This window comes from Ferrimicrobium acidiphilum DSM 19497 (genome assembly GCF_000949255.1).
Lineage (GTDB): Bacteria > Actinomycetota > Acidimicrobiia > Acidimicrobiales > Acidimicrobiaceae > Ferrimicrobium > Ferrimicrobium acidiphilum.
This window is the reverse complement of sequence record NZ_JXUW01000006.1, coordinates 51,695-73,369: the sequence shown is the minus strand read 5'-3', so window position 1 is coordinate 73,369 and position 21,675 is coordinate 51,695. Positions and strand designations below refer to the sequence as shown.

Below are 21,675 nucleotides of genomic sequence, written 5' to 3'. Positions count from 1 at the left end.
ACCTCTCCACTCTCATTCGTCTTCTAGCTCTGAACGCGGTCTACGCCACGATAGGCATCATGCCCACCTGGCCAATCGTCAAACGAACGGCCCGAAAGCGTCTCATACACTTGGCGATAGGCTCCTTGTACGCTCTCAATCAACTCGCCGTTTAACACTGGTGCCTGACCGTCTCCACGAAAACCGTGCTCCGAGAGCCAATCGCGTAGCAGCTGTTTGTCGAGCCACTCTGGACTAGCTCCTGGCTCACCTCGCACTATCCGCGAGGAGTCAGGAGTGGCGATCTCATCGGCCAGCACCAGATCGCCATCGACCCAACCAAACTCGAACTTGCTATCGACCAGAGTCAACCCGTGCTCGCTGAACCAAGTAGCCAGCGCGACATAGATAGCTTTGGTTAACTCCTCTAAACGTTGAGCGAGTTCGATACCATGAAGATCACGTAGCTCCAAAGGAGTCAAGGGCCGGTCATGTCCAGTCTCCTCTTTAGTCGTCGGAGTAAAGATCGGCTCTTTGAGTCGGTCACCAAAGCCGAGGCCCGTCGGCAGGGCTACACCCTGTACCGTTCCATCGGTCCGGTAGGCATCCCAGGCGCTCCCAACTAGGTATCCACGGGCGACACACTCAACTGGGATCATCGCTGCTCGCTTCACGAGCGTCGCTCGACCAAGAAACTGAGCCGGGACATCGATCGGGACATCAACAAAATGGGTTTGGAATCGATCGCCAAGAGCAGTGAACGCGGCGGCACTGATCGCACTCAGGAGCCGCCCCTTGTCGATCACCGGCTCGGCGAAGACGCGATCATAAGCGCTGATACGATCGGTAGCCACCATGAGCAACTTGGTCGGGTCATCGCGAACGGCATAGACCTCACGAACCTTGCCAGAAGCTATGAGTTCGAGTTCCATCGGCTGCCCTCCAATGTAGTGAGACGACCAAAGAGTGGATCAAGGTTCGCCAGAAGTCGGTCGATCGAGGTCAACTCCTCGATCATCAACGCCGGCAGCGGGCAACGTTCGTCCTTGGTCAAGAGATCACCGAGCTCACCTTCGCCTGCGAGCACTCGAGTGGTCGCCTCCTGGACAATTCGATAGGCCTCATCACGATCGAGGCCGGTGCGTACCATCGCTAGAAGCAGACTCTGTGAGTAGATGAGTCCGTGGGTGTTGGCCAGATTTCGTGCCATCGACTCCTCGTGAACCACGAGGTCGGCCACTAACCGGTCAAAGCGAGTTACCATATAGAACACCAACTGAAAGGCGTCTGGGACCATCATTCGCTCCACCGAGGAGTGTGAGATGTCTCGCTCGTGCCATAGGGAGATGTCCTCCAGAGCGGGTACTACAAAGCCTCTGGCAAGCCGTGCCATGCCGCAGAGGCGTTCAGAGAGGATCGGGTTACGCTTGTGCGGCATCGCCGATGAACCCTTCTGGCCGGGAGCAAATGGCTCCTGCACCTCCATCACCTCGCTGCGAGCAAGGTGACGAATCTCAAGTGCGCAGCTCTCGATCATCGCCGCCGTTGAGGCGAGCGCCATGATCACCTCCGCATGTCGATCTCTGCCAATCACCTGGGTAGCAGGAGCAGGGTCGAGTCCAAGGCTTGACAGAGCCGTCGCCTCGAGCGCTGGGGCGATATTCGAATAGGTCCCGACCGCTCCTGAGAGCTTGCCAACCGCAATCTGTTCTCTCGCACGCACGAGCCGAGTTCGTTCTCGATCGAGTGCCAGCGTCCAAAGCGCTAACTTGGCGCCGAAGGTCGTCGGTTCAGCAGCCATACCGTGGGTACGGCCTAGCATCGCGGTACGACGATATCTGAGCGATTGGCTTCGCAAGGTCGCAAGCAGATGATCGACACCATCAAGCAGGAGCTCCATAGCCGCAACAATCTGAAGCGAGAGGGCGGTGTCGACGATATCTGAAGAGGTGAGACCAAAGTGAATAAAGCGAGCAGCGGGGGTGTCGTAATCGGCTTGGAGGACGTCGACAAAGGCAGCTAGATCATGATTGGTCACCGCCTCGCGAGCTAGGACTCGAGCGACAAAATCGTCGTCGATCTCTACCTCATGTGTAAACAAAGGAGCGACCTCGCTCGACTTCAGCTCGCCAGCGTCAGTCATCGCTCGCACCACCGCCAGCTCGACATCTCGCCAAAGCTGCATACGCCTTCGATCGGAGAAGATCGCGGCCAACTCCGCTGATTCATACCTTGGAATCATCTCATTCTCCTTCGCTTCGAGAGGGCCAGACGGCCGAATCCCGATTCAATCAAAACCCTATATCCCGACGATACTGGAGTCCATCAAAGTGGATGAGTTCTACACCGCGATAGGCTCGCCTTCTGGCATCGATAGGTGTATCACCCATACCGGTCACCGCAAGCACACGTCCACCATCGGTTGCAAGATCCTGATACGGCAAACGCTTGCTGGCCGCTGACTCCTCGGAACGCCTCGCGACTCCAGCCGTAAAGACCGATACCTCCTCAGATGCCCGAGCCTCCTCGACGCCGGTGATCTCGAGTCCACGCTCCGGGGAGTCAGGGTAACCAGGGGCAGCGAGGATGACGGTGATCGCGCTCTGATTGGATACCTGAACGCTAGGGATCGTCTCACCTCGAGCTGCTGCCAACAACGCCTCTCCGAGTCCACTGGTGATCCGAGGGAGAACCACCTCCGCCTCCGGGTCTCCAAAGCGTACGTTATACTCGACTAGCTTTGGTCCAGACGGGGTCAGCATAACCCCGGCATAGAGGATACCTCGATACTCAATGCCAAGTTCCCCCAGACGAGCGAGCGTCGGTGCGATCATCGACGAGGCGACCAGATCGATCACCCCCGCGGTGACGTCCGGGACCGGCGAGATAGAGCCCATGCCGCCGGTGTTGGGGCCGCGGTCACCATCGAGGAGGCGCTTGTAGTCCCGTGCTGGCGGCAGGAGAAGAAAATCTTCTCCATTACAGAGTGCAAAGACGGAGAGCTCAGGACCAAGCATCCCCTCCTCTATAACAACCCGAGTACCCGCAGCCCCAAAGGATAGACCAGAAAGTTTGGCCGCCAGATCCTCCTCAGCCTCGGCACGATCCTGGGTCACCAGCACACCCTTGCCGGCCGCCAAACCGTCAGTCTTTATCACGTACGGGGGCCCAAAGCGGTCGAACAACTCGAGACCCGCCTCGATCGAGGTCGCGACACCAAAGGAAGCAGTTGGGACTCCTGCCTCGGCACAGAGTTGTTTTAAGAAGGCCTTTGACCCCTCCAGCTGGGCGCCGGCCGCACCGGGTCCTAGTGCTGTGATGCCTTTGTGGTTAAGTCGATCCGCTAGTCCATCGACCAGCGGTGCCTCAGGACCAATGACGACAAGGTCGGGCGCGAGTGTGGCCGGGTCCCGGTCGCTAACGGTTACATCCGCCTCCATGCCAGGATTACCAGGGGTGACGATCACCTCGTGCTCTCGCGACAGGTTCTGGGCAAAGGCGTGCTCTCGTCCTCCTTGACCAACAATGACGATCCTCATGCGCGCAGATCTACCACCTGATCACGACCGGGTCCAACGCCCAGCCACGAGATAGCTACCTGACTCTTCTCCTCGAGAAAGCTCAAGTAGGACATCAACTCCTTGGGCAGATCAGCACGCACGCGACAGCCACCGATATCCCTCTTCCACCCCGGGAACTCCTGATAGACGGCTCGTGCTTTATGCAGGTCCGACTGATGGTAGGGCCAGTCCTCGGTGTACTCGCCACCGACGGTGTAGCCGATGCAGGCCTTCACGGTGTCGAGAGTATCGAGCACATCGGCCTTGGTAATCGCGAGATCGGACAACGAGTTAAGAGCTGCCGCATGTCGCAACATCGGCAGATCGAACCAGCCAACCCGGCGGCGACGTTTTGTGTTAGTTCCGTATTCATGACCGCGATCAACTAGGAGATCACCGATCTCGTCGGTGAGTTCAGAGGGGAATGGCCCAGCTCCGACCCGGGTAATGTAGGCCTTGGCCACCCCCATCACTCGATCTATTTGACGTGGGCCAAGACCGGTACCGGTGCAGGCACCACCAGCGGTTGGGTTCGATGAGGTGACATAAGGGTAGGTTCCGTGATCGAGATCGAGGAAGGTGGCCTGAGCCCCCTCGAGCAAAATGCCTTGCCCTTGATTGTATAGATCGTGCAAAAGCTTGACTGTATCGACGATCCGTGGAGCCATCCGTTGCGCATACTCACCGAGATAGTCGGCGAGAATCTGTTCGGCATCGACAGGGAGGCGGTTATAGATCTTTGCAAGAATCTGATTCTTCTCTTTCAGAACGACATCGAGCTTCTCGGCGAAGATCTTTTCATCGAGTAGGTCCTGAACCCTGAGGCCAATACGCGTTGACTTATCGGCATAGGCTGGTCCGATTCCACGACGGGTCGTTCCTAATTGATTCTTTCCGAGGAAACGTTCGGTCAGGCGATCGATCTCATGATGATAGGGCATCACAAGATGTGCACTACCCGATACGACCAGCTTCGAGGTATCGATACCTCGACTCTCCAAGAGATCGAGCTCTTCGAAGAGCACCTTCGGGTCGACCACCACTCCGTTGGCGATAACCGCAGTCACATGCGGATAGAGAATTCCACTCGGGACCAGTTGGAGTGCAAAAGTCTCATCACCGACCACGATCGTATGACCTGCATTGTGTCCGCCTTGGTAGCGAACAACCGCCGCCATATCAGCGGCAAAGAGGTCGGTAAATTTGCCTTTACCCTCGTCGCCCCATTGGGTTCCCAAAACAACGGTGGTACTCATCGATACGTGCTCCCTTTGCGATCATCGCGACGACGGCCATAGCCGCAGAACAGCTTACTCGCCAAAACTGTCTCGCCCTTGCCACAAGCACATGGAGCAGTGCACCAGCCCGAGCAGAAGAGCCTATCCATCTGCATACACCATCATCAACGGCGTCTCGAACTCGTAGGAGACGCGAGTTATCCAGATCCCGACTCTACATGAGCGCATCAGTACGAGCAATAAGGGCTTGTCGGAGCACAACAGTGCAGAATTGGCAGTACGAGACCGGCAGTACGAGACCTACCCTGCCATATATCCCAACCAGTTCGTACTCAATCGACAACCATCCGGTTACATGCAAGAGAGACGACTGGGTGCGTTGCGGGTGGACTCGCCAGCACAGCCCACACAATAGGAGAGAGCGCCTCCCTCTCGATGCCGATTCAATCTCCTCGGTTGCTCACGTGTTACGTAACCTCACATGCGTGGCAACACCGAGTAAATCGATCGAGAATAATCAGCAATACTGATTACGAATCCTGGTCTACTATAACCTTGATACAACAATCATCTCTACACCGACTAACCGACAACAGCAAGGTTAGCCAGGGCCCACGACGTTGCAGAATGAGAGAGCACCACCAGCAAAAGAGGTAAAGGCAGCGATTCGCTAGCGAACAACCACTTACTTCTACCGCGACACAACGCTAGAAGCAGGGCAAAGAGCATATAAGCAAAACTCAGCGCAGTCTCAACTACAATTCAGGATTTCTACAAACACAATTAGACATTTTTAGAACGCAATAGGACCGGAAAGAATGAGTAGACTAGAGTGTGGTGGTGGCCAAGGCTGAATATTCGGTTGCGGAGAAACTTGGAGTAATAGCTAATTTTTGCTTAATGTCAACACGATCAGCTGACAGTCTTGCGATTTCCATCGGGCATGGAGTTACAAGATGAAGACCTCGGTCTGGCAATTGCATCGAATTATTGGTTGTACTGTGCAAGTAATCAGCTTCCGACGGTTCGGCTACGCCACTGATGTGCAGGAAAAACGGGCGTCGAGAGGATGAACAGGAAGTTTAAGTCTGTTCGCCATCTCACAAACTGAGCCACAGGTGAAAGAGTACCCAGTACGAGCCTGCGGAATTGAGAAAATATGAGGAGATTAGAAGATGGCAGAAAAAGGAACTACGAGTTCATTGCGACTAGAGAATAAGGCGATTAATGATTATCTTGCACACCTTGAGACCTCTAAGCCCCGCAGAGGTCGTAAGCGTGACGTTGGCAAGGTGCGCGTCCAACTAGAAGAGATCGAGAAAAGACTGGCCGAAGTGAGTGGGATTCGACGAGTCGACCTGCTACAAAAGCGTGCCGATCTCAACCAGGAGTTAGAGCGACTTGGTTCTGCAAACGATGGCACTCAGCTTGAAAAGTTGTTCGTGGAATACGCCGCCTCCTACTCAGCTCGCAAAGGAATCCGTTACGAGACCTGGCTGGAGGCTGGTGTACCAGCATCCATTCTTGCCAAAGCTGGCATTCGGCCACACGCCTGATCGACACCCTTACTCCTAGTCGCCTCTCACTTCCCTAGCTAAAATGTCGTTTTACGACGGCACGAGGACAGGGAGGTGAGGCGCAGGAGGCCACTAGATGGTCTTGGTGTCGTCCACTTCGCGTGCAATGACCGCGTTCATTCTCGCTTCTTTTCAGCTGTACCATTGGATTTCAAGTAGCAGCCACTGCGCGTTCTGTCCTCGTCCTATCGGTTTTAGCCGCTAGGGACAGGCACCATTCTCTATGTGGTGAATCAGCTCGCCCTTGCGCACCAGACTTCTGACTCCGCTGTTTGAGTTACCTACAGCTTCGCTGTTTGTGTTAACTAGTAGCGTCCCCATTATGCAAACACAACTAACTGGCTTGTACCGACCAACTGGCGCAGTGGGAACTTGTCTAGTGGAAACCAGCCCACTCGAAACTTGTCTGGTGGCGATGAACCGGTATCGGCGGATGAGTTCGCCAACTTTGGCTTGCTAATCTGAGTTGTCGCAGACAAGGTTCGATTCCAGACACTACACAGGGCTCTTTTTGTAGCACTATGGAGAACGATCTGCGTCACCTTGACCAAAAGCTTCTGAGAGCCCGCGCATGGCTGACTCTGACTATCACCGCTGATTTTATGGTTGCACATTTCCCACATATTGGTTTTCGGAGGATAGTTATCTCCACCACCGCATCTAGACGGCAAGCAATTTTCAGGCTAGATTCCTACGCCGGTCGTGTTGACATGATCGGTTGCGTACCAGCTACCCGGGACAGGTCTTGGTGGGGGGCCTAACTCGTTCGGAAGACCCAGTTCTAATATGGTCTTCTAGTTGAGTTGGTGCCTATCCGTTATCAAGCTAGCTGCGAACATGGTTCCAAACGCATACTCTCTAGCGCGATAGTAGTACAAGGTAGAACCTGCCTCAACGGAGCGTTCGCGCATCTAGTCTGCTAGACCGATTCCAACAGCCGTCGAGTTAGCCGTGACAGCGAGCGAAGGCTGGATCTCGAGCCGGGGCGTACTGAGTTCGGAGGCTTTGAGGGTTTCTTCGCCAGATCCGGCTGTTAACGGTCACTGAAACCTATCAGTGTGCCAAATCGGCACCGCTAGCTGCAACCATCTCACCAAGTCCTGGTGACCGATGCCAAATAGGGTAAGCTCCTAGAGCGTGGAGAGCGAAATATATAGGCCACTTGGCCTCACCGACGACGAGTTCAAATTGATAGTGCACCAGTTAGGAAGGGAACCCAATCTCGTTGAGCTTGCCATGTTCTCAATCATGTGGTCTGAGCACTGTTCGTACAAGTCCTCCCGTATCCATCTTCGTCGGCTACCCACGTCCGGTCCCCGGGTCATCATGGGGCCAGGCGAGAACGCCGGAGTCGTCGCCGCGACCGACAAGATATCGGTCGCCATTCGGATGGAGAGCCATAACCATCCGAGCGCAATCGAACCAACCCAGGGTGCAGCCACCGGAGTCGGTGGGATTCTCCGCGATATCTTCACCGTCGGCGCACGCCCGACTGCTCTCCTTGATTCCCTCTGGATGGGAACCCAGGATGATCCTCGATCTCGATGGATCTTCGATGGCGTCGTCGGAGGAATCTCTTCCTACGGCAACGCCGTAGGCGTCCCAACCGTGGGTGGGGAGATCCATTTCGCGCCACCATATGCGGAGAATCCACTCGTCAACGTAGTCGCAGTCGGCATCGCCGAGACGACCCAACTGGTGCGAGCGCTGGCCTCAGGAGCCGGCAATCATGTCGTCCTCCTCGGTGCCGCCACCGGGAGAGACGGCATCGGGGGTGTGTCGGTTCTCGCCTCGAGCGGTTTTGATAACGCCTCGAGTGACAAGCGACCCTCGGTACAGGTCGGTGATCCCTTTGAGGAGAAGAAGCTAATAGAGGCGTGTCTACGCCTGCTGGACGCCAAACTCGTGGTTGGAATTCAAGATCTCGGTGGCGCTGGGCTCACCTGTGCGACCTCGGAGACCGCCGCCAACGCCGGCAATGGAATGGAGGTCATAGTCGACAAGGTGCCGGTCCGTGAGACCGGGATGACTCCGATGGAGATCCTATGTTCAGAGTCGCAAGAACGGATGCTCGCGATCGTGGCTCCAGAGCATCTGGAGGAGGTGCTAGCCATCTGTGAGGCCGAGGAGGTGCTAGCGACCGTGATCGGCACGGTCACCCCACCTGATGAGGAGGGACTCTACGCTGGCCGAGGAGTACTTCGAGCCTACTTCGATGGCGTGCTCGTCGCCGAAATCCCAGCCGCCGCCCTCGCTGATGAGGCTCCGCTCTATGATCGTCCACAACAAGAGCCTGCCGAGTTTCGGGTTCGAACAGATCAAAGCGTCCTACCACCCGACGACTGGCATCCAATCGCGCTCGAGGTGCTAAAGACGCTCGACTTTGACCCGAGCTCTATCTACCGGCGATACGATCACATGCTCTTTCGCAATACCCTGGTCACCCCCGGTGCTGACGCCTCCCTCCTCGCTATTCGTGCACCAGGTGTAGGTGGCACTGACTTAGCCATGGCGTTATCGGTCGATGGCAACCAGCTCTGGTCACGATCAGACCCTAAATTGGGGACACTAGCGGTGGTGGCTGAGTCGCTAGCTAACCTCGCCTGCGTCGGTGCTACTCCAGTCGCACTCGTTGACTGTCTCAACTTCGGAAACCCTGAGCACCCCGAGGTGATGTGGCAGTTCTCAGAGGCGATCGATGGGATCACGGAGATCTGCACCGCACTTGGCGTCCCAGTCATTGGTGGCAACGTCAGCTTCTACAACGAAGCCTATGGAAGTGACATCGATCCAACTCCGGTGGTCTCAACCATCGGATACCGGCCACTTCCCACCCATCCGGTTCCTGATCCACGTCGAGCTAGTGGGAACGTGATTTTGGTGACGACCGGAGAGACGCCAAGCCTTTCCGGATCAGTCTTTGCCGAAATCATCGGCGACAGACGAGGTAGCTTCCCTGCGATCGACCTTGAGCGTCTCAATCACCTACTTGGAGTGATCGCAGAGTTGGTGACAGCCGATGATCTCGTCAACGCTGCTACCAACCTAGGCGCTGGAGGCCTCCTCGCCGGAACCGTGAAGCTCGCTCGCCTTGCAGCAAAGGGAATTCGAATCGAGCTGGCGGATGCAAGTGTAGAGGCCTTGCTCGGCGAACACCCGAGCCGCTTCCTGCTCGCCACGGAGAAGCCGGCTGAGCTACTCGACTACCTCAGGAACGAGGGATTGCAAACGGCAGTCATCGGCGAACTCGGAGGTGACAGTGTTGAATTCGAAGACTGGCTTCAGCTCTCGATTGATATAGGAGTGGCATGACCCCTCCAAAACGGCGTCGCGCCGTGATCCCCAGCACTATTACCCGCACTTCACATGCGCAAGCTCTCAGCGAGGTCGAATACCTTCACCTAGTCCTCGATAATCGAGCTATCGAACGCGATGATCTTGCCCGCCAGCTATCCACTCGAAGTGCGCAGCTCGCCGAAGTTCTCGCATCAACTAGCTGGCAGCTCACAAAAGGGGTACGTTCCCTCTCGGCGATAGTGAAGCGAGATGTCGTCCCCCGACTCGCTGCCGAGGCGCGCCGTAACCCTAAACTCCCGTCGCTCCTTGATCGCATCCGTCCAGGCCTTGGGGGCCGGCTCATCGACCAGCCACCGTCACAACACGGTTCAACAGAAGAGGAGAAGCTCGATATCGAGTCCTACCTCGCGTGGGTCCGTGAGTACGATAACGAGATCGACGAACCGGCTATACGCTCCTATCTTCGAGGGTTAACGTACCAGCCAGTCGTCTCGATCGTGATGCCCACCTTCAACTCTCCACCCGAGTACGTGCGCGAGGCGATTGAGTCGGTCAGGTCCCAGATCTACCCCAACTGGCAACTCTGCATCGTGGACGATGCTTCAACAGAACCCATGGTTCGCCAGATCATAGACGAATACACCCAAGTTGATCAGCGCATCATCTCGCACATGCGAGTCGAGACTGGCAACATTGCTGCAGCCACCAACGACGGCTTTGCCATGGCGACTGGCGAGTACGTCGGTCTCCTTGACCACGACGACCTGCTGCGCCCTCATAGTCTTGCCTGGGTAGTGGCTACGCTCAACCAGCACCCCGATACCGCCATACTCTACTCCGACGAGGACAAACTCACGCCTGACGGACGACGCTATAGCCCTTACTTCAAGCCCGACTTCGATCCGCTGTTGCTTCTAGCCCAAAATTACATGACCCACTTCTTCGTTGTCCGCAAAGTCGAGCTCGATCAGGTTGGTGGGCAGCGGCTAGGTTTTGATGGCTCTCAAGACTGGGATCTCGCGCTCCGACTGACCGAGATCGTCGACGAATCCCAGATCCAACATATTCCAGCGATCCTATACCACTGGCGGATGGCCACGGGCTCGACCGCGATCAAGGTGCAACTCAAACCGCAAGCGATGGCGAACGGAATGCGAGCGGTCGCCGAGGCGATCGAACGCCGCAGACTGCCTGCAACCATCGAGCCTGTCGCTGAAGATGCTTACCATTTGATCCACTTTCGTCCTGTCGGCAACCCGAAGGTGTCGATCATTATCCCCACTCGGAACCATGCTGACCTCCTCAGTCAGTGCCTCGAAAGCCTTGCAATAACCGACTACCCAAACTACGAGATCGTGATCATCAACAACGAGAGCGATGAGCAAGAGACTCTCACCCTTCTCGAAGAGGTAAAGTCACGTCCTCGACATCGCGTCCTCGATTACCCTCACCCATTCAACTACGCCGCCATGCACAACTGGGCAATCTCCCAAGTAGAGGCTGACTACATATGCATGCTCAACAACGATACCGAGGCTATCAATCCATCCTGGCTCACAGAGATGGTCGGTCTATGCCAGCAGGACAAGATGGCGGCGGTAGGGGCTCTGTTGCTATACCCAGATAACACTGTCCAGCACTGTGGAATAACATTGAATGTCATCGGGGAACCAGGCCATCGCTACAAATACAGCGAACGTGGTGCCACCGGACCAAACGGTCAAATTGTGCTCACGCAGCGTCTCTCCGCTGTCACCGGTGCCGCCATGGTTGTCTCCCGTACCGCCTTCCAGGCAATCAATGGTTTTGACGAACAATTCGCCATCTCCTTAAACGACATCGATCTCTGCTTGAGGTTCATCCAGGCGGGCTACCATGTCGGTTACAGCCCAGCAGCCCAGCTCATCCATCATGAGTCAGCATCCCGTGGCACTGACGCTGAGCCCTCCAAGAGACAACGTCATGGTACCGAGGTCATCCGTTATTGGCAAAAGTGGGCACCCCAGATCCTCAATGACCCCTTCCACAATCCAAACATTTCGATCTCTGATGTCGATGGCGGATTGGCTTGGCCACCTAGGGTTCGAATCCCATGGCTTGATTCTTGCCGCAGCATTGAACTTCCATGTCCAGATCCAGCCCGATACTTCCCTTCAACTCCGATTTTACTCGAACCGGATGGTGACCTCGAATGTCGCCTATCGATACCGGAGGGAACCGTGACCGAGATTGACAGTGTAACTATCTGGGTCATGGAGACAGAACCCAAGGCCAATTGGGTCCATCAATTCTCGATCAACGGAGAGAGTGCAAAGAGCACACCATCCTGGCTGCACCTTGATCCGGTGACGATCAAAGCACACGAAGGGGTTCTCAAAGCTCCGCTGAACCTACGCCATAATGGGCCAACTCCGGTTCTCGTAGAAGCCCTTAGTATCGATACTCGTAGCTCGCTGCGTGTCACCTTACGACAGCATCACTCAGGTTTCGGTGGCGCGCTCGCGTAAATCCACAGACTCCAGAATTCTCCTGAACTCTAAAAATCGTGAGATTTGGAGCCGGAATCCGTCCAAGCTTTTTGGTTCACTTCCACTAGGTTGGCGGCCGGCTTCGAAAGGTTAGATCAGCTTTTTGGCTGCGCTGAGGGCTGGTGCTATCTGTTGCAGTCGCGAAATTTAGCAGGATATCGACTCTAAACCAGCCTTGGTTTTTCGGAGACCCGGTTACCTGTCATCAAGTGGTTGCCAGACTTCCTCGGGGTATGGTGGAGAGCTTCGTATTCGACTGGCGACATCATTCGAATCGAGGAGTGCAACCACTTCTCATGAGGTCATGAACGTAGTAGACGAGATCCCATGAAGAGGTCCAGTTCATCCACTTGTTCCGTCTGCCAATCGACAGCGATCTAATCGCCGGAGATAGCGATGGCATGAATCAACTCCGTCTTGTACAAGCTCTTCCAGCGAGAGCATTATCATAACTTTAACCGGCTTTTGCCTGCAGTTCTGAACCGAAGGTCGCATGCCAGCTCACAAGGGTGTCGCCTCCGTAGACGACAGGGAGTTACACGACACCTCGATCATAATCTCCAGCTATCTGCTCGTTGGCGGGGAGCGCCATCTGGTTGCTATACACCTATTCCGCAGCATAGATGCCCTACTGTACGGGCGTTAACAGCAAGGTGGACGCCGTCAGCTCCAACAGTATTCTTAGTGGGCCTCGCTGCCGTCGACCCCCGTCGCCGGAAGAAGCTTCATCTCGTTCAAGATGGCCCTGAGCCGCTCGTGACCTGCCGAATACGACCAGAGAGCCCGAGAGCGCTCGAAGCCGTTCTTTGAGAGTTGAGACCAACGCTCACGATTCCGCAAGATCCCGAGCACCGCTGCCACCGTCTCTTCCGGGTCATCTGCGACTATGACCTGATCATCGCTGAGATTCATACCCTCGAACGCCACTCTGGTACCTACGCAAGGGGTGCCAACTAATAAGCTGCTCGCCACCTTACCTTTGATGCCAGCTCCAAAACGAAGTGGCGCGATCGACAGAAGCTTGGTCTTGAGGAAATCATATTCAGAGGGCACCCAGCCAACCACCTCGACGTTATCCACCTGGCACCATATATCCCTCGGGGCACGAGAGATGTTGGAGCCTGCGATTACCAACTTGAGATCAGGTTCCTCCGCAAGTATTTCTCGCCATATCGTCTCGATAAACCAACTGACGGCGTCCACGTTGGGCGGATGTTCGAAGTTCCCGATGAAGCCAATGTCGGCCCTTCCATCGAAACTCAAAACCGCAGCCGATGCGGTAGGTGGACTCCGGAAGAAGGGCACAATCCGGATCTTTTGGTTGGGCAGTTCAGCATGTAACACATTCGCCTCATTCTCGCCCAAAACCCATACTTCATCCGCACTCTCTGCAGCTCCTAGTTCCCTAGAACGCATATCAAGCACATCCTTGTCGCTGATGTTCAAAAGCCCAAGCGACAATCCTCTCGACTGCCGAAGATAATGAAGGTCGACAGGAAGAAAGATAATCTTTGCCTGTGGTGCCGCTTGACGGAAAGCATCGATATGCCTACCACCTGCAGGATATCGCAAAAGAAAAATGCAATCAACTGGCTCGATGCATTTGATAGCGCTAGCGGGACTATCAACATATGGGTGATAGAGAACCTCTACTCCCAACCCTTGGAGTTCTTGTGCCCCCACGCCATCGAGCTCAGAACTCTCGATCGGATACATCGCAACATCGACATCTAGTTCTCGAAGGGCGCGGATAAGCATGAAGGTATCCGTACTGCCCGAATCTCGATTGGGAACAGGAACGGTTGAATCGACAACCAAGACCCGAGGACGTGTCGATCGGCGTTGACTTCGCAATCTTGGCGATAGTTTCAGTTCGCTTTCCCATTTGCGAAAGAAAAGTGCAGAATTTTGCGACATCAGTGTTGCTTTGTTCTCCTCGGAGAACGATCCTCCACCCGCATGCATGGCTTGAGCTCGGGGTTCATAGAGAACGCGGTGACCCAATTGACGAACACGCATGCAAAGATCCGTGTCCTCAAAATAGCCGCTTCCGAATTCTGTCGAGAGCCCACCCAACTCGTGATAGAGCTCCGTTCTCGTCATGAGTAGAGCGCCAGAGACATAATCGACCTGACGGACAAAGTTAAAGTCTGGGTGCCATGGATCCTGTTGGTAACCGAGGTTTGCCACCACACCCCCCGCGTCGACAAGCCCTCCAGCCTCTTGGAGCATCCCATTCGGATAACAAAGTTTGCCGCCTACGATCCCGATATCAACCGACGAATCCAGACGGTTCATCAGATGTTGAACTGTGTCCGGCTGAACCTGTACGTCCATATTCAACAGCAGCAACCTTGGAGCTCTCGCATGGCGTGCCCCAGTGTTACAGGCCTCAGCGAAACCCCCATTCGCCTCCCTCCTCAACACAGTGACCCCAGGAATGTGTTCGAGCCAGGTAGGTACTGGTTCCGGAGACCTATCGTCTACAAGAATCAGGTTAAATGTCACCTCTACAGTTCTCGCCAAGGCGATGATCGCAGTGTTGAGATAAGCCCAGGTTCCGTACACGGGTACGATAACATCCACGGAAGGCTGTTCAGTGCCAAGATAGGGATTGGCTCTCAACGCCATCTCTAGATTGTCATCCCAAAACGGGATCGGCTCAGGTTCCAATGATCGCCGAAGCAGGAGGGCGAGCTCAGAGTACGCGGTGGGCTCCGCCAACTGTAACTTCAACGCATTGGTGATCTGGGAGCTAGATCGAGCAATCAGATATATCTTCGAAGACGCCAGCTCGTCAAGGAGATCTCGCAATCTCGCATTGCCGTTACTTGCCGCCCATACGGCGAGCTTGTTTGGATCTGCAAGCATCTGATCCAATTCGGCGATCTCCTTCAGTAACGCCCTGTCACGCATGCCGGTGAGCTGGCTTATTCGCTCTGCAAAGACAAAACTGCGAGATGTCCGAAAAAGATGAAGCTTGTCAGCGATGAGAACAGCCGCAGCATTGGTCGGTTTCAATGTCTTCTCCAAATGTCCATCGAGGAACGCATATCTAGCAGCGCTAGCGATGCCTTGCTACTCGCATCTTCGATACAACTCTAGTTCGAGGAGGAATCTCCAGGAATCTGAAGTGAGCTCATATTGCTAAATGCCTCCATAACCAGACGGCAATCACACATTCAGATCGGCCACACACGTTAGGACCACCTATGGCAGCACTGCTACATCGACAGCCTCTAGATATCCGAGCTCCACGTGCAACGCATGTGCCGACAATCCATCCAGGTGATGCGACCAGTCCTCGCTTGAGGGGTAAACCGGCAGTCCAACCGGAAAGGTAGCTTTTGCGAGTGTGAACGTGCATTCCAAGATGCCACCCGAGGAGATGAAGATCAACTGCTTGCTATCAAACTCGAAGGTAAGCGTTGTTCCCTTGGCGAGGTCATCGAGCGGTTGCACGCTAATCGCCTCCTCTCCATTGAGCTTCACACGAAGCACCGCAAGCCCATCTGTCGTCCCAACTACGTTTTCGACCCCAAAACGTAACGCGCCGACTGAACCAGTGAAGCGCTTTGGCAGTACGCACGTAAAATGGATCTCCTGATTCGGCAGCACATACTCATACTGATCGCTCGCGTTATTGAAACCATCAGGGAGGCGTATCCATGCAAACCTGGTACTCCACGGCGGATTCGTGCGTCGCTCACCAAGACGGCAATGTTCATCAAAGAGTGAGAGGCTCGTGTTGTAGGCAGGATCTTGCTTGAGCAGATGCCCCCAGCGCCACTGGAGGTAGCCACTCTCTCGCATGGAACGATACTGCTGGCCGAATGTGAGGTCGACCCCTCTCGACTTCGACTCATGGTGAATCACCTTCACATGGGGCAGATAGACGTTACGTAAACCAACTTCTACTAGCCGGAGACAAAAATCAACGTCATTGTAGGCGACAGGCAAGCGCGCAGACATCCCGCCCACCTGCTCCCAATGACTTTTAGCGACCAACATACACGCCGCTGTCACCGCACTAAAGTTCTGGGGCAAAAGAGCGCGGTTCATATAACCACCCTCGTGATCCTCGAGTGAACGGTTCACATGTGCCACGAGACCACCGGGGCCGAGGACTACTCCAGCGTGTTGAACCTGTCTATTGGGGTAGAGAAGCTTGGCTCCAACCGCACCAATGCCGTCTCGCTGGGCAAAACCAAGCATGACCCCAAGCCAGTTTGGATCGATGATCTCGGTGTCGTTGTTGAGCAGACAGAGGTAATCGGTATCGATCAGCGGAACGACGTGGTTGTGCAGATCAGCATACGAGAACGGGAACGGGTAATCGATCACCCGAAAGCCCGGCGTTGACGATAGTGTCCGCAAATACTCTAGAGCCTGTGGATCAGAGCTCTGGTTGTTGACCACGACGATCTCGTAGTTGTCATATGCGGTCGATCGAACACTAGCGATACAGGTACGAAGATCCTCAAGACTGTCTCTTGTCGGAATGATAATCGAGACCTTTGGCCTTCCGCGTACCTCAAAGACTGGGAGGTAAACATCGGCTAGAGGATACTCAACCAGCTGGTAAGGCGAGCCTTCGCCGGACAGGAATTGCTCCTGAACTCGACGAGCTTCCGCCTTCATGGATTGGTCAAGAACAGAGCATGGTGGATCCATGTGATGGAGTATGGCCGGAATGTGCCGGATCTGATCAGGTTCAAGGGTTCTAGACACCCGGAGGAGTAAGTCCCACTCCGGAGCGTACTCATAATCCAACCCAAAACGCCCAACGCTCTCCAGAAGTTCACGTGAGACCAGCATCGATCGAGAAATATAGTTAGTACTCAACAGGAGTTCTGGATTCCAATCAGGTTTCAACTGAGGATCTTGCCGACCGTAGGGGCTCATAAGGTAGTCGTGGTCGCAATAGATGATGGCGGTACCCGGATGAGCACTGACTTCACTTGCGTACCAAGCCAACGAGTATGGAGGTAAAATATCCCCCGGCCGCAGATAGCCGACGAAGGACCCCCTCGATGCATCAACGCCGAGGTTCAATAGAGACGCATACGGCGCCATCGCTTCGCCGGAGACTACCACAAGCCGGTGGTCTTCATCGGCGTAGCCATCGATCGCATCACGAACTTCTGGGTCACAATCGTGGTCGACTACAACGATGGTCTCCCAGTTCTCATAGATCTGGTTTAACATCGCATCCAGTGAATGACGGACCGATGCCATCGATGGTTGAGCAGGTACGGGAAAGATCATGGTGATACAACCGCTCACATTATGACTCGCCACGTATCCACTGATTACGCCCCTCTCCGTAAGCTCGAGTTGGGTCGTGGTGGTGATCCAATCGGCATACTCATGAGGGTCTGAACTGTCCCAAGTCCTCGACGATAGGGTCCCGTCTACGACCGGCTCCCCGTCATCAAGGTCATCGCTTCGGGTGGCCGGGTCCTGGGTAACGCTAAACGCCGACCTGCGACGAATCTGTGATGCAAGTCTGAGCGGGGCGGTAACCCGCCATGACCTCGAGCTATAGATTTCAGACTCTCGTTTGTAGAGCTCTTGAAGCCTCTCGAGGAGTTCCTCGTTCTCTCGCTCGACCTTTGCGGCCTCAGATACTCTCCGCTCAAGATAGCGCACACGTGCGCGCAACATCTGCGTCTCAGTAGCTAGGTCCTTCATCGCGAGCCGAACACCATCCTCGGCCGCGAGTTCCCGCAATTCAACGGCATAAGGTCTCTTATTGCCTCTAGACCAACCGTCCTTGGAGTGGCGCACGCTCAATTCGAGCCGAGAGTCTGCGGTATGTGCGGGGAGAACAAACGAGGGCTCAAACCAAGCCGAGCTCTCATAGGTTAGACACGAGATCCCATCAGTTCTGTTGACGACGTACGTCCCTCCTGAGCTCACATCCAGATCTACCCCAACCGTGGGTTCATACTGCCAGAGAATCTCTTGTTCCTCCAGCAATCGGATGTCTGAAAACGACGTGGACCCCAAGGCTCGAGGAAGAAAAATGCGCAGCCGTTGTCCATGCACACTTGGCGGGAGCTTCACCGAAAGCTCGTGTGCCGCCAAAGAAAACGGTAAAGCTACTCGCACACTGTGAGAATCGTCGTAGTCTCCAGAGATCTCGCGCCACTGCAGGACGACCTCGTCTGCATCGCTGCTGACCATCTTGGGTCCTGACTCCGAATCAGAATAGTCAGCTAGCTTATGCGCCTCGACAACGACTGTACGGGAGTTGGTAGAGGCAGCAGAACCGCGTTCGAGTAGCAGTCCGAGTAGCTCATCCGATGACGCATGGCGTCGATCGACAACATCTAAGACCTCATCAGGAAACACACCGACGACGGTCGTGTCGTAGCCGGCGATTTTGAAGGTCGACAGCCCCTCATTGTCCCAGCTAGTTCCGAGGGTAACCTCTGAACCATTCTCGGACACCAGCTCGCTCGGCATGCGTAGCTTCAGATATTCGACACCATCAGCTGGCATCGGTATCACAAACAGGGCATGGCCACCGATCGAGAGGAGATCCCCGATGCCACGAAGCAGCGTCGCAGAAGGTAGCCGATCAGCGGCTGTCTCGACCCATACAACGACATCATAAAAGTGTCGGTCATGCACGCCGAGGGCAACCGTCCGGTCCTCGCGTGTGCCCGCTCGGGTGACCGCCAGTGCATCTAAGTCCAAGCCTTCGGGGGACCCATCGATAGGAGGATGTACCTTGTCGACCTCACAATTGAGCCTCTCGACTAGATACTCTACGACAGGATCGCCAACGTCAAACACGAGCACCTTTGAAGAGCGATGGATCGGCCTCCTCGGGCACTCCGGGGCATCAAAACGAAATCTCCCGAAGTGTGTATAACCATCGTAGCTTCTTATACCCAATGCAACTTCCCCATGTTCAGAACCCACAGGTTAGTACGAAATTCTCCACAGGTTAGCCCGACTTCATAGCACAATTGAGCCTCGAGCAGGATGTTCCTGTCTCGGTCGAGTCGAAAATATATACATGTCTCCGCAGGATTGGTAGGGGCTAGTGGGTTATCGTCTTCACGCAGCAGTTATTGACGTAAACAGATACGGTATCTACGTGGACACGATCGCGAATCGTAACTCAGCACCGACTATTCTATTACAGACAGTCTATCGGATTGATGGCAAGGTCGCGATTCGTAGGTTTGCCAAGTTGAGCCATTGATCATCGGGCAAGATAGATCCCACATGCCTGGCACTTGACGACAGAAACCAAGAGCGAACCTCAAGAGCTCTGGCCCAACTTTCGACTCCAACCCAACAACTCCAAGCTCAGCGGCTTAGTCCCAGTGGATAGGGCAATCCCGGTAGGGACCGCCCTTGCGGGCGGCCCCCCGGACAGATCCCATCGTGCGGGACTACCGCAATGGGCTCCTGCCTTAGGTCCTGGCGGCAAAGCGCAGGCTCGGGTGGGGATGCACAATGCGGGCAGGGGGCAACCACCGTTCGTCGATCCGGCTGAAGCGCTCCCAGGGCATCCGGCTGCGCTGGCTTCGGCGCCGAAGCGTCTCTCGCCAGAGTCGTCTCACCTGGTCGCGAAAGGCCGATACCGCGTCTATGTTGCCTGGCACTGCGTAGTAGTTGAGGTGACCCCTCAATACGCTCGCCAGCCATTGCCCCTGCTCGGGGATGGACCGATGTCGGCGTCGTCGAAGCTCGGTCTTTACCTGCTTCAACTTCGTTCGCATCCGCTTTGCGATGGTGACGCGCCGGAGCCAGAAACGCCCGTCCCTGGTCTTTCCACAGATGTGGGTGAATCCCAGGAAGTCAAAGGTCTCTGGCTTTTTGAGGCCCCGCTCCTTGCGGTTCTGAGCCGCAAAGCGACCGAACTCGATGAGGCGGGTCTTGTCCGGATGCAGTTCCAAGTTGAACTTCGCGAATCGTTCACGAAGGTCGCTGAGGAACTGCCTTGCATCACCAAGGTTCTGGAACCCGACCACGAAGTCATCGGCAAACCGCGAGACGATCATGTCGCCTCGTGCGCGTCTTTGCCTCCACTGTCGGACCCAGCGGTCAAAGACATAGTGAAGGTATACGTTGGCGAGCAGCGGTGAAACCGATGCACCCTGTGCTGATCCTTCGGTCGTCTCTGACCACTTCCCATCCTCGATGACTCCTGCGGCCAACCACTTGTCGATGAGTCGCAGGATCCTTTTGTCCGCAATGCGATGCTCGAGAAACCTTCTCAACCACGTCCGATCCAACGTAGAGAAGAAGTCGCTGATATCAGCGTCGAGCACCCAGTTCACCTTCTTCCGCTCGATTCCGACACTGAGTGCATCCAACGCATGATGCGGGCTGCGCCCTGGCCGGAACCCATAGGAAAAGCCGAGAAAGTCCTCCTCGTAGATGGCATTCAATACCTCCACCACCGCCCGTTGGACGATCTTGTCCTCCAGCGTTGCGATGCCGAGCGGGCGTTGTCGCCCGTCCGGTTTTGGTATGTATACCCTCCGCGAGGGGCTTGCCCGGTAGGCACCGCTGTGGACTCTTTGAAGAAGATCTTCGAGGTTCTGCCTCAGATTCTCTTCGTAGGAGTGCCATGTCACCTTATCGATTCCCGGTGCAGCCTTCGGGTTGATCGCCAAATAGGCGGCCTTCAGGCGGTCAAGGTCGATGTGGTGCAGCAGTGCTGTGAACTTTGCATCCTTGTCCTTTCTTGCTACTTCGCGCACACGATCCAGCCCGTTTGACACACCTTGCCCGGCACTGCGTCCGGGGCGTGTTAGGTTGGTCGTGTTCCCCTTGGCCAACCCCCTTCCCTCCACCACCTCCGCAACCGGTCCCCCGGTTTTGTTCGACAGCTTCGTAGGTAATATGGGGTTGTCTGACTTCCCGCGCTCGTTCATCTCAGGCGTACGACCTTGGTCTTCCCTGAGCGGCCCGTCTGGTGATCAGCCAGCCGGGCAAGTGCGGGATCTCCCGGTTCTCGCGCATGGAGGTTCCGTACATGCCATGGTTCTCTGACCGCGCGGGGCCCACCAACAACTCGCGATAGCGCTGCTGGTGGTGTTGCCTTCCACTTATGTAGACAGCGTCGGCGCCCCGATCTCCCGGATTTCGCGGCTCAATAGCCCGGCCTGTACGTGCCCCTGTCAACGCTTCGCCTGCGCCCTCGCGGACGCCGACGCATGACTCGGGGTCATCGTGGTTCGCTAGACCTTCGATGTAGAGCTCTTTCATCTCCTCCTCCATGCCGGTTTATCCCGGCGCTCCTACAAACTGGCTACTACCTTGGCTCGTCTGGGTAAGGGGTCACTAATTCCGAGGGAGTCAAAGATCTGGCGTTGATCCGGATCTGGAGTAGTAGAGACTCGTAGGTGATGAACCTTTCGTTCCCCGTCTGTCAGGGTGACGGTGGCTCTCATATGCGTAGCTAAGCGTTCTAGAATCGTCGAGGGACGTCTGGTATCTGACTTGGTAGAGAGTTCATAGGCGATTG

10 protein-coding genes are annotated in these 21,675 nt (G+C 55.4%); 3 read left to right on the top strand and 7 right to left on the bottom strand.

Features of this window, described 5'->3' with window-relative positions; all coding sequences use genetic code 11:
- Positions 1 to 23 precede the first annotated feature (23 nt).
- Genes FEAC_RS04585 through FEAC_RS04570 form a run of 4 tightly spaced genes read right to left on the bottom strand, consistent with a single transcriptional unit; the run spans position 24 to position 4,795 of the window.
- Positions 24 to 911 (bottom strand): phosphoribosylaminoimidazolesuccinocarboxamide synthase, encoded by an 888-nt coding sequence (locus tag FEAC_RS04585; protein ID WP_035392553.1) that lies wholly within the window; start codon positions 909 to 911, stop codon positions 24 to 26.
- Entirely contained in the window at positions 893 to 2,221 is a 1,329-nt protein-coding gene (gene purB, locus FEAC_RS04580; protein WP_035392552.1) for an adenylosuccinate lyase, read from the bottom strand. Before purB ends, FEAC_RS04585 begins: the two co-directional genes overlap by 19 nt.
- Positions 2,222 to 2,270: 49 nt before the next feature.
- Positions 2,271 to 3,518 (bottom strand): phosphoribosylamine--glycine ligase, encoded by a 1,248-nt coding sequence (gene purD, locus FEAC_RS04575; RefSeq protein ID WP_035392550.1) that lies wholly within the window; start codon positions 3,516 to 3,518, stop codon positions 2,271 to 2,273.
- Positions 3,515 to 4,795 (bottom strand): adenylosuccinate synthase, encoded by a 1,281-nt coding sequence (locus FEAC_RS04570; protein WP_035392548.1) that lies wholly within the window; start codon positions 4,793 to 4,795, stop codon positions 3,515 to 3,517. The genes purD and FEAC_RS04570 overlap by 4 nt, the downstream gene beginning before the upstream one ends.
- A gap of 1,157 nt (positions 4,796 to 5,952) precedes the next feature.
- Here FEAC_RS04570 and FEAC_RS04565 point away from each other — a divergent pair.
- From FEAC_RS04565 to FEAC_RS04550, 3 genes are all read left to right on the top strand, one after another.
- Complete coding sequence (locus FEAC_RS04565; protein WP_035392547.1) at positions 5,953 to 6,333, top strand: hypothetical protein; 381 nt, start codon at positions 5,953 to 5,955, stop codon at positions 6,331 to 6,333.
- 1,158 nt (positions 6,334 to 7,491) lie between these two features.
- Entirely contained in the window at positions 7,492 to 9,666 is a 2,175-nt protein-coding gene (gene purL, locus FEAC_RS04555; protein WP_081901320.1) for a phosphoribosylformylglycinamidine synthase subunit PurL, read from the top strand.
- Complete coding sequence (locus tag FEAC_RS04550; RefSeq protein ID WP_052565580.1) at positions 9,663 to 12,158, top strand: glycosyltransferase family 2 protein; 2,496 nt, start codon at positions 9,663 to 9,665, stop codon at positions 12,156 to 12,158. The genes purL and FEAC_RS04550 overlap by 4 nt, the downstream gene beginning before the upstream one ends.
- 702 nt (positions 12,159 to 12,860) lie before the next feature.
- On the opposite strand, the gene FEAC_RS04545 is transcribed toward FEAC_RS04550, so the two are convergent.
- From FEAC_RS04545 to ltrA, 3 genes are all read right to left on the bottom strand, one after another.
- On the bottom strand, positions 12,861 to 15,200 hold the full coding sequence (locus tag FEAC_RS04545) for a glycosyltransferase (RefSeq protein WP_035392542.1): 2,340 nt from the start codon (positions 15,198 to 15,200) through the stop codon (positions 12,861 to 12,863).
- A gap of 189 nt (positions 15,201 to 15,389) precedes the next feature.
- Entirely contained in the window at positions 15,390 to 19,085 is a 3,696-nt protein-coding gene (locus tag FEAC_RS04540) for a glycosyltransferase family 2 protein (protein ID WP_152623080.1), read from the bottom strand.
- A gap of 527 nt (positions 19,086 to 19,612) precedes the next feature.
- Positions 19,613 to 21,082 (bottom strand): group II intron reverse transcriptase/maturase, encoded by a 1,470-nt coding sequence (gene ltrA, locus FEAC_RS04535; RefSeq protein ID WP_035392538.1) that lies wholly within the window; start codon positions 21,080 to 21,082, stop codon positions 19,613 to 19,615.
- Positions 21,083 to 21,675: the final 593 nt, after the last annotated feature.

Bases quoted from the DNA above. Each gene is read 5' to 3' on its own strand.
- FEAC_RS04585 (WP_035392553.1), bottom strand. From the start codon at position 911: ATGGAACTCGAACTCATAGCTTCTGGCAAGGTTCGTGAGGTCTATGCC.
- purB (WP_035392552.1), bottom strand. From the start codon at position 2,221: ATGATTCCAAGGTATGAATCAGCGGAGTTGGCCGCGATCTTCTCCGAT.
- purD (WP_035392550.1), bottom strand. From the start codon at position 3,518: ATGAGGATCGTCATTGTTGGTCAAGGAGGACGAGAGCACGCCTTTGCC.
- FEAC_RS04570 (WP_035392548.1), bottom strand. From the start codon at position 4,795: ATGAGTACCACCGTTGTTTTGGGAACCCAATGGGGCGACGAGGGTAAA.
- FEAC_RS04565 (WP_035392547.1), top strand. From the start codon at position 5,953: ATGGCAGAAAAAGGAACTACGAGTTCATTGCGACTAGAGAATAAGGCG.
- FEAC_RS04550 (WP_052565580.1), top strand. From the start codon at position 9,663: ATGACCCCTCCAAAACGGCGTCGCGCCGTGATCCCCAGCACTATTACC.
- ltrA (WP_035392538.1), bottom strand. From the start codon at position 21,082: ATGAACGAGCGCGGGAAGTCAGACAACCCCATATTACCTACGAAGCTG.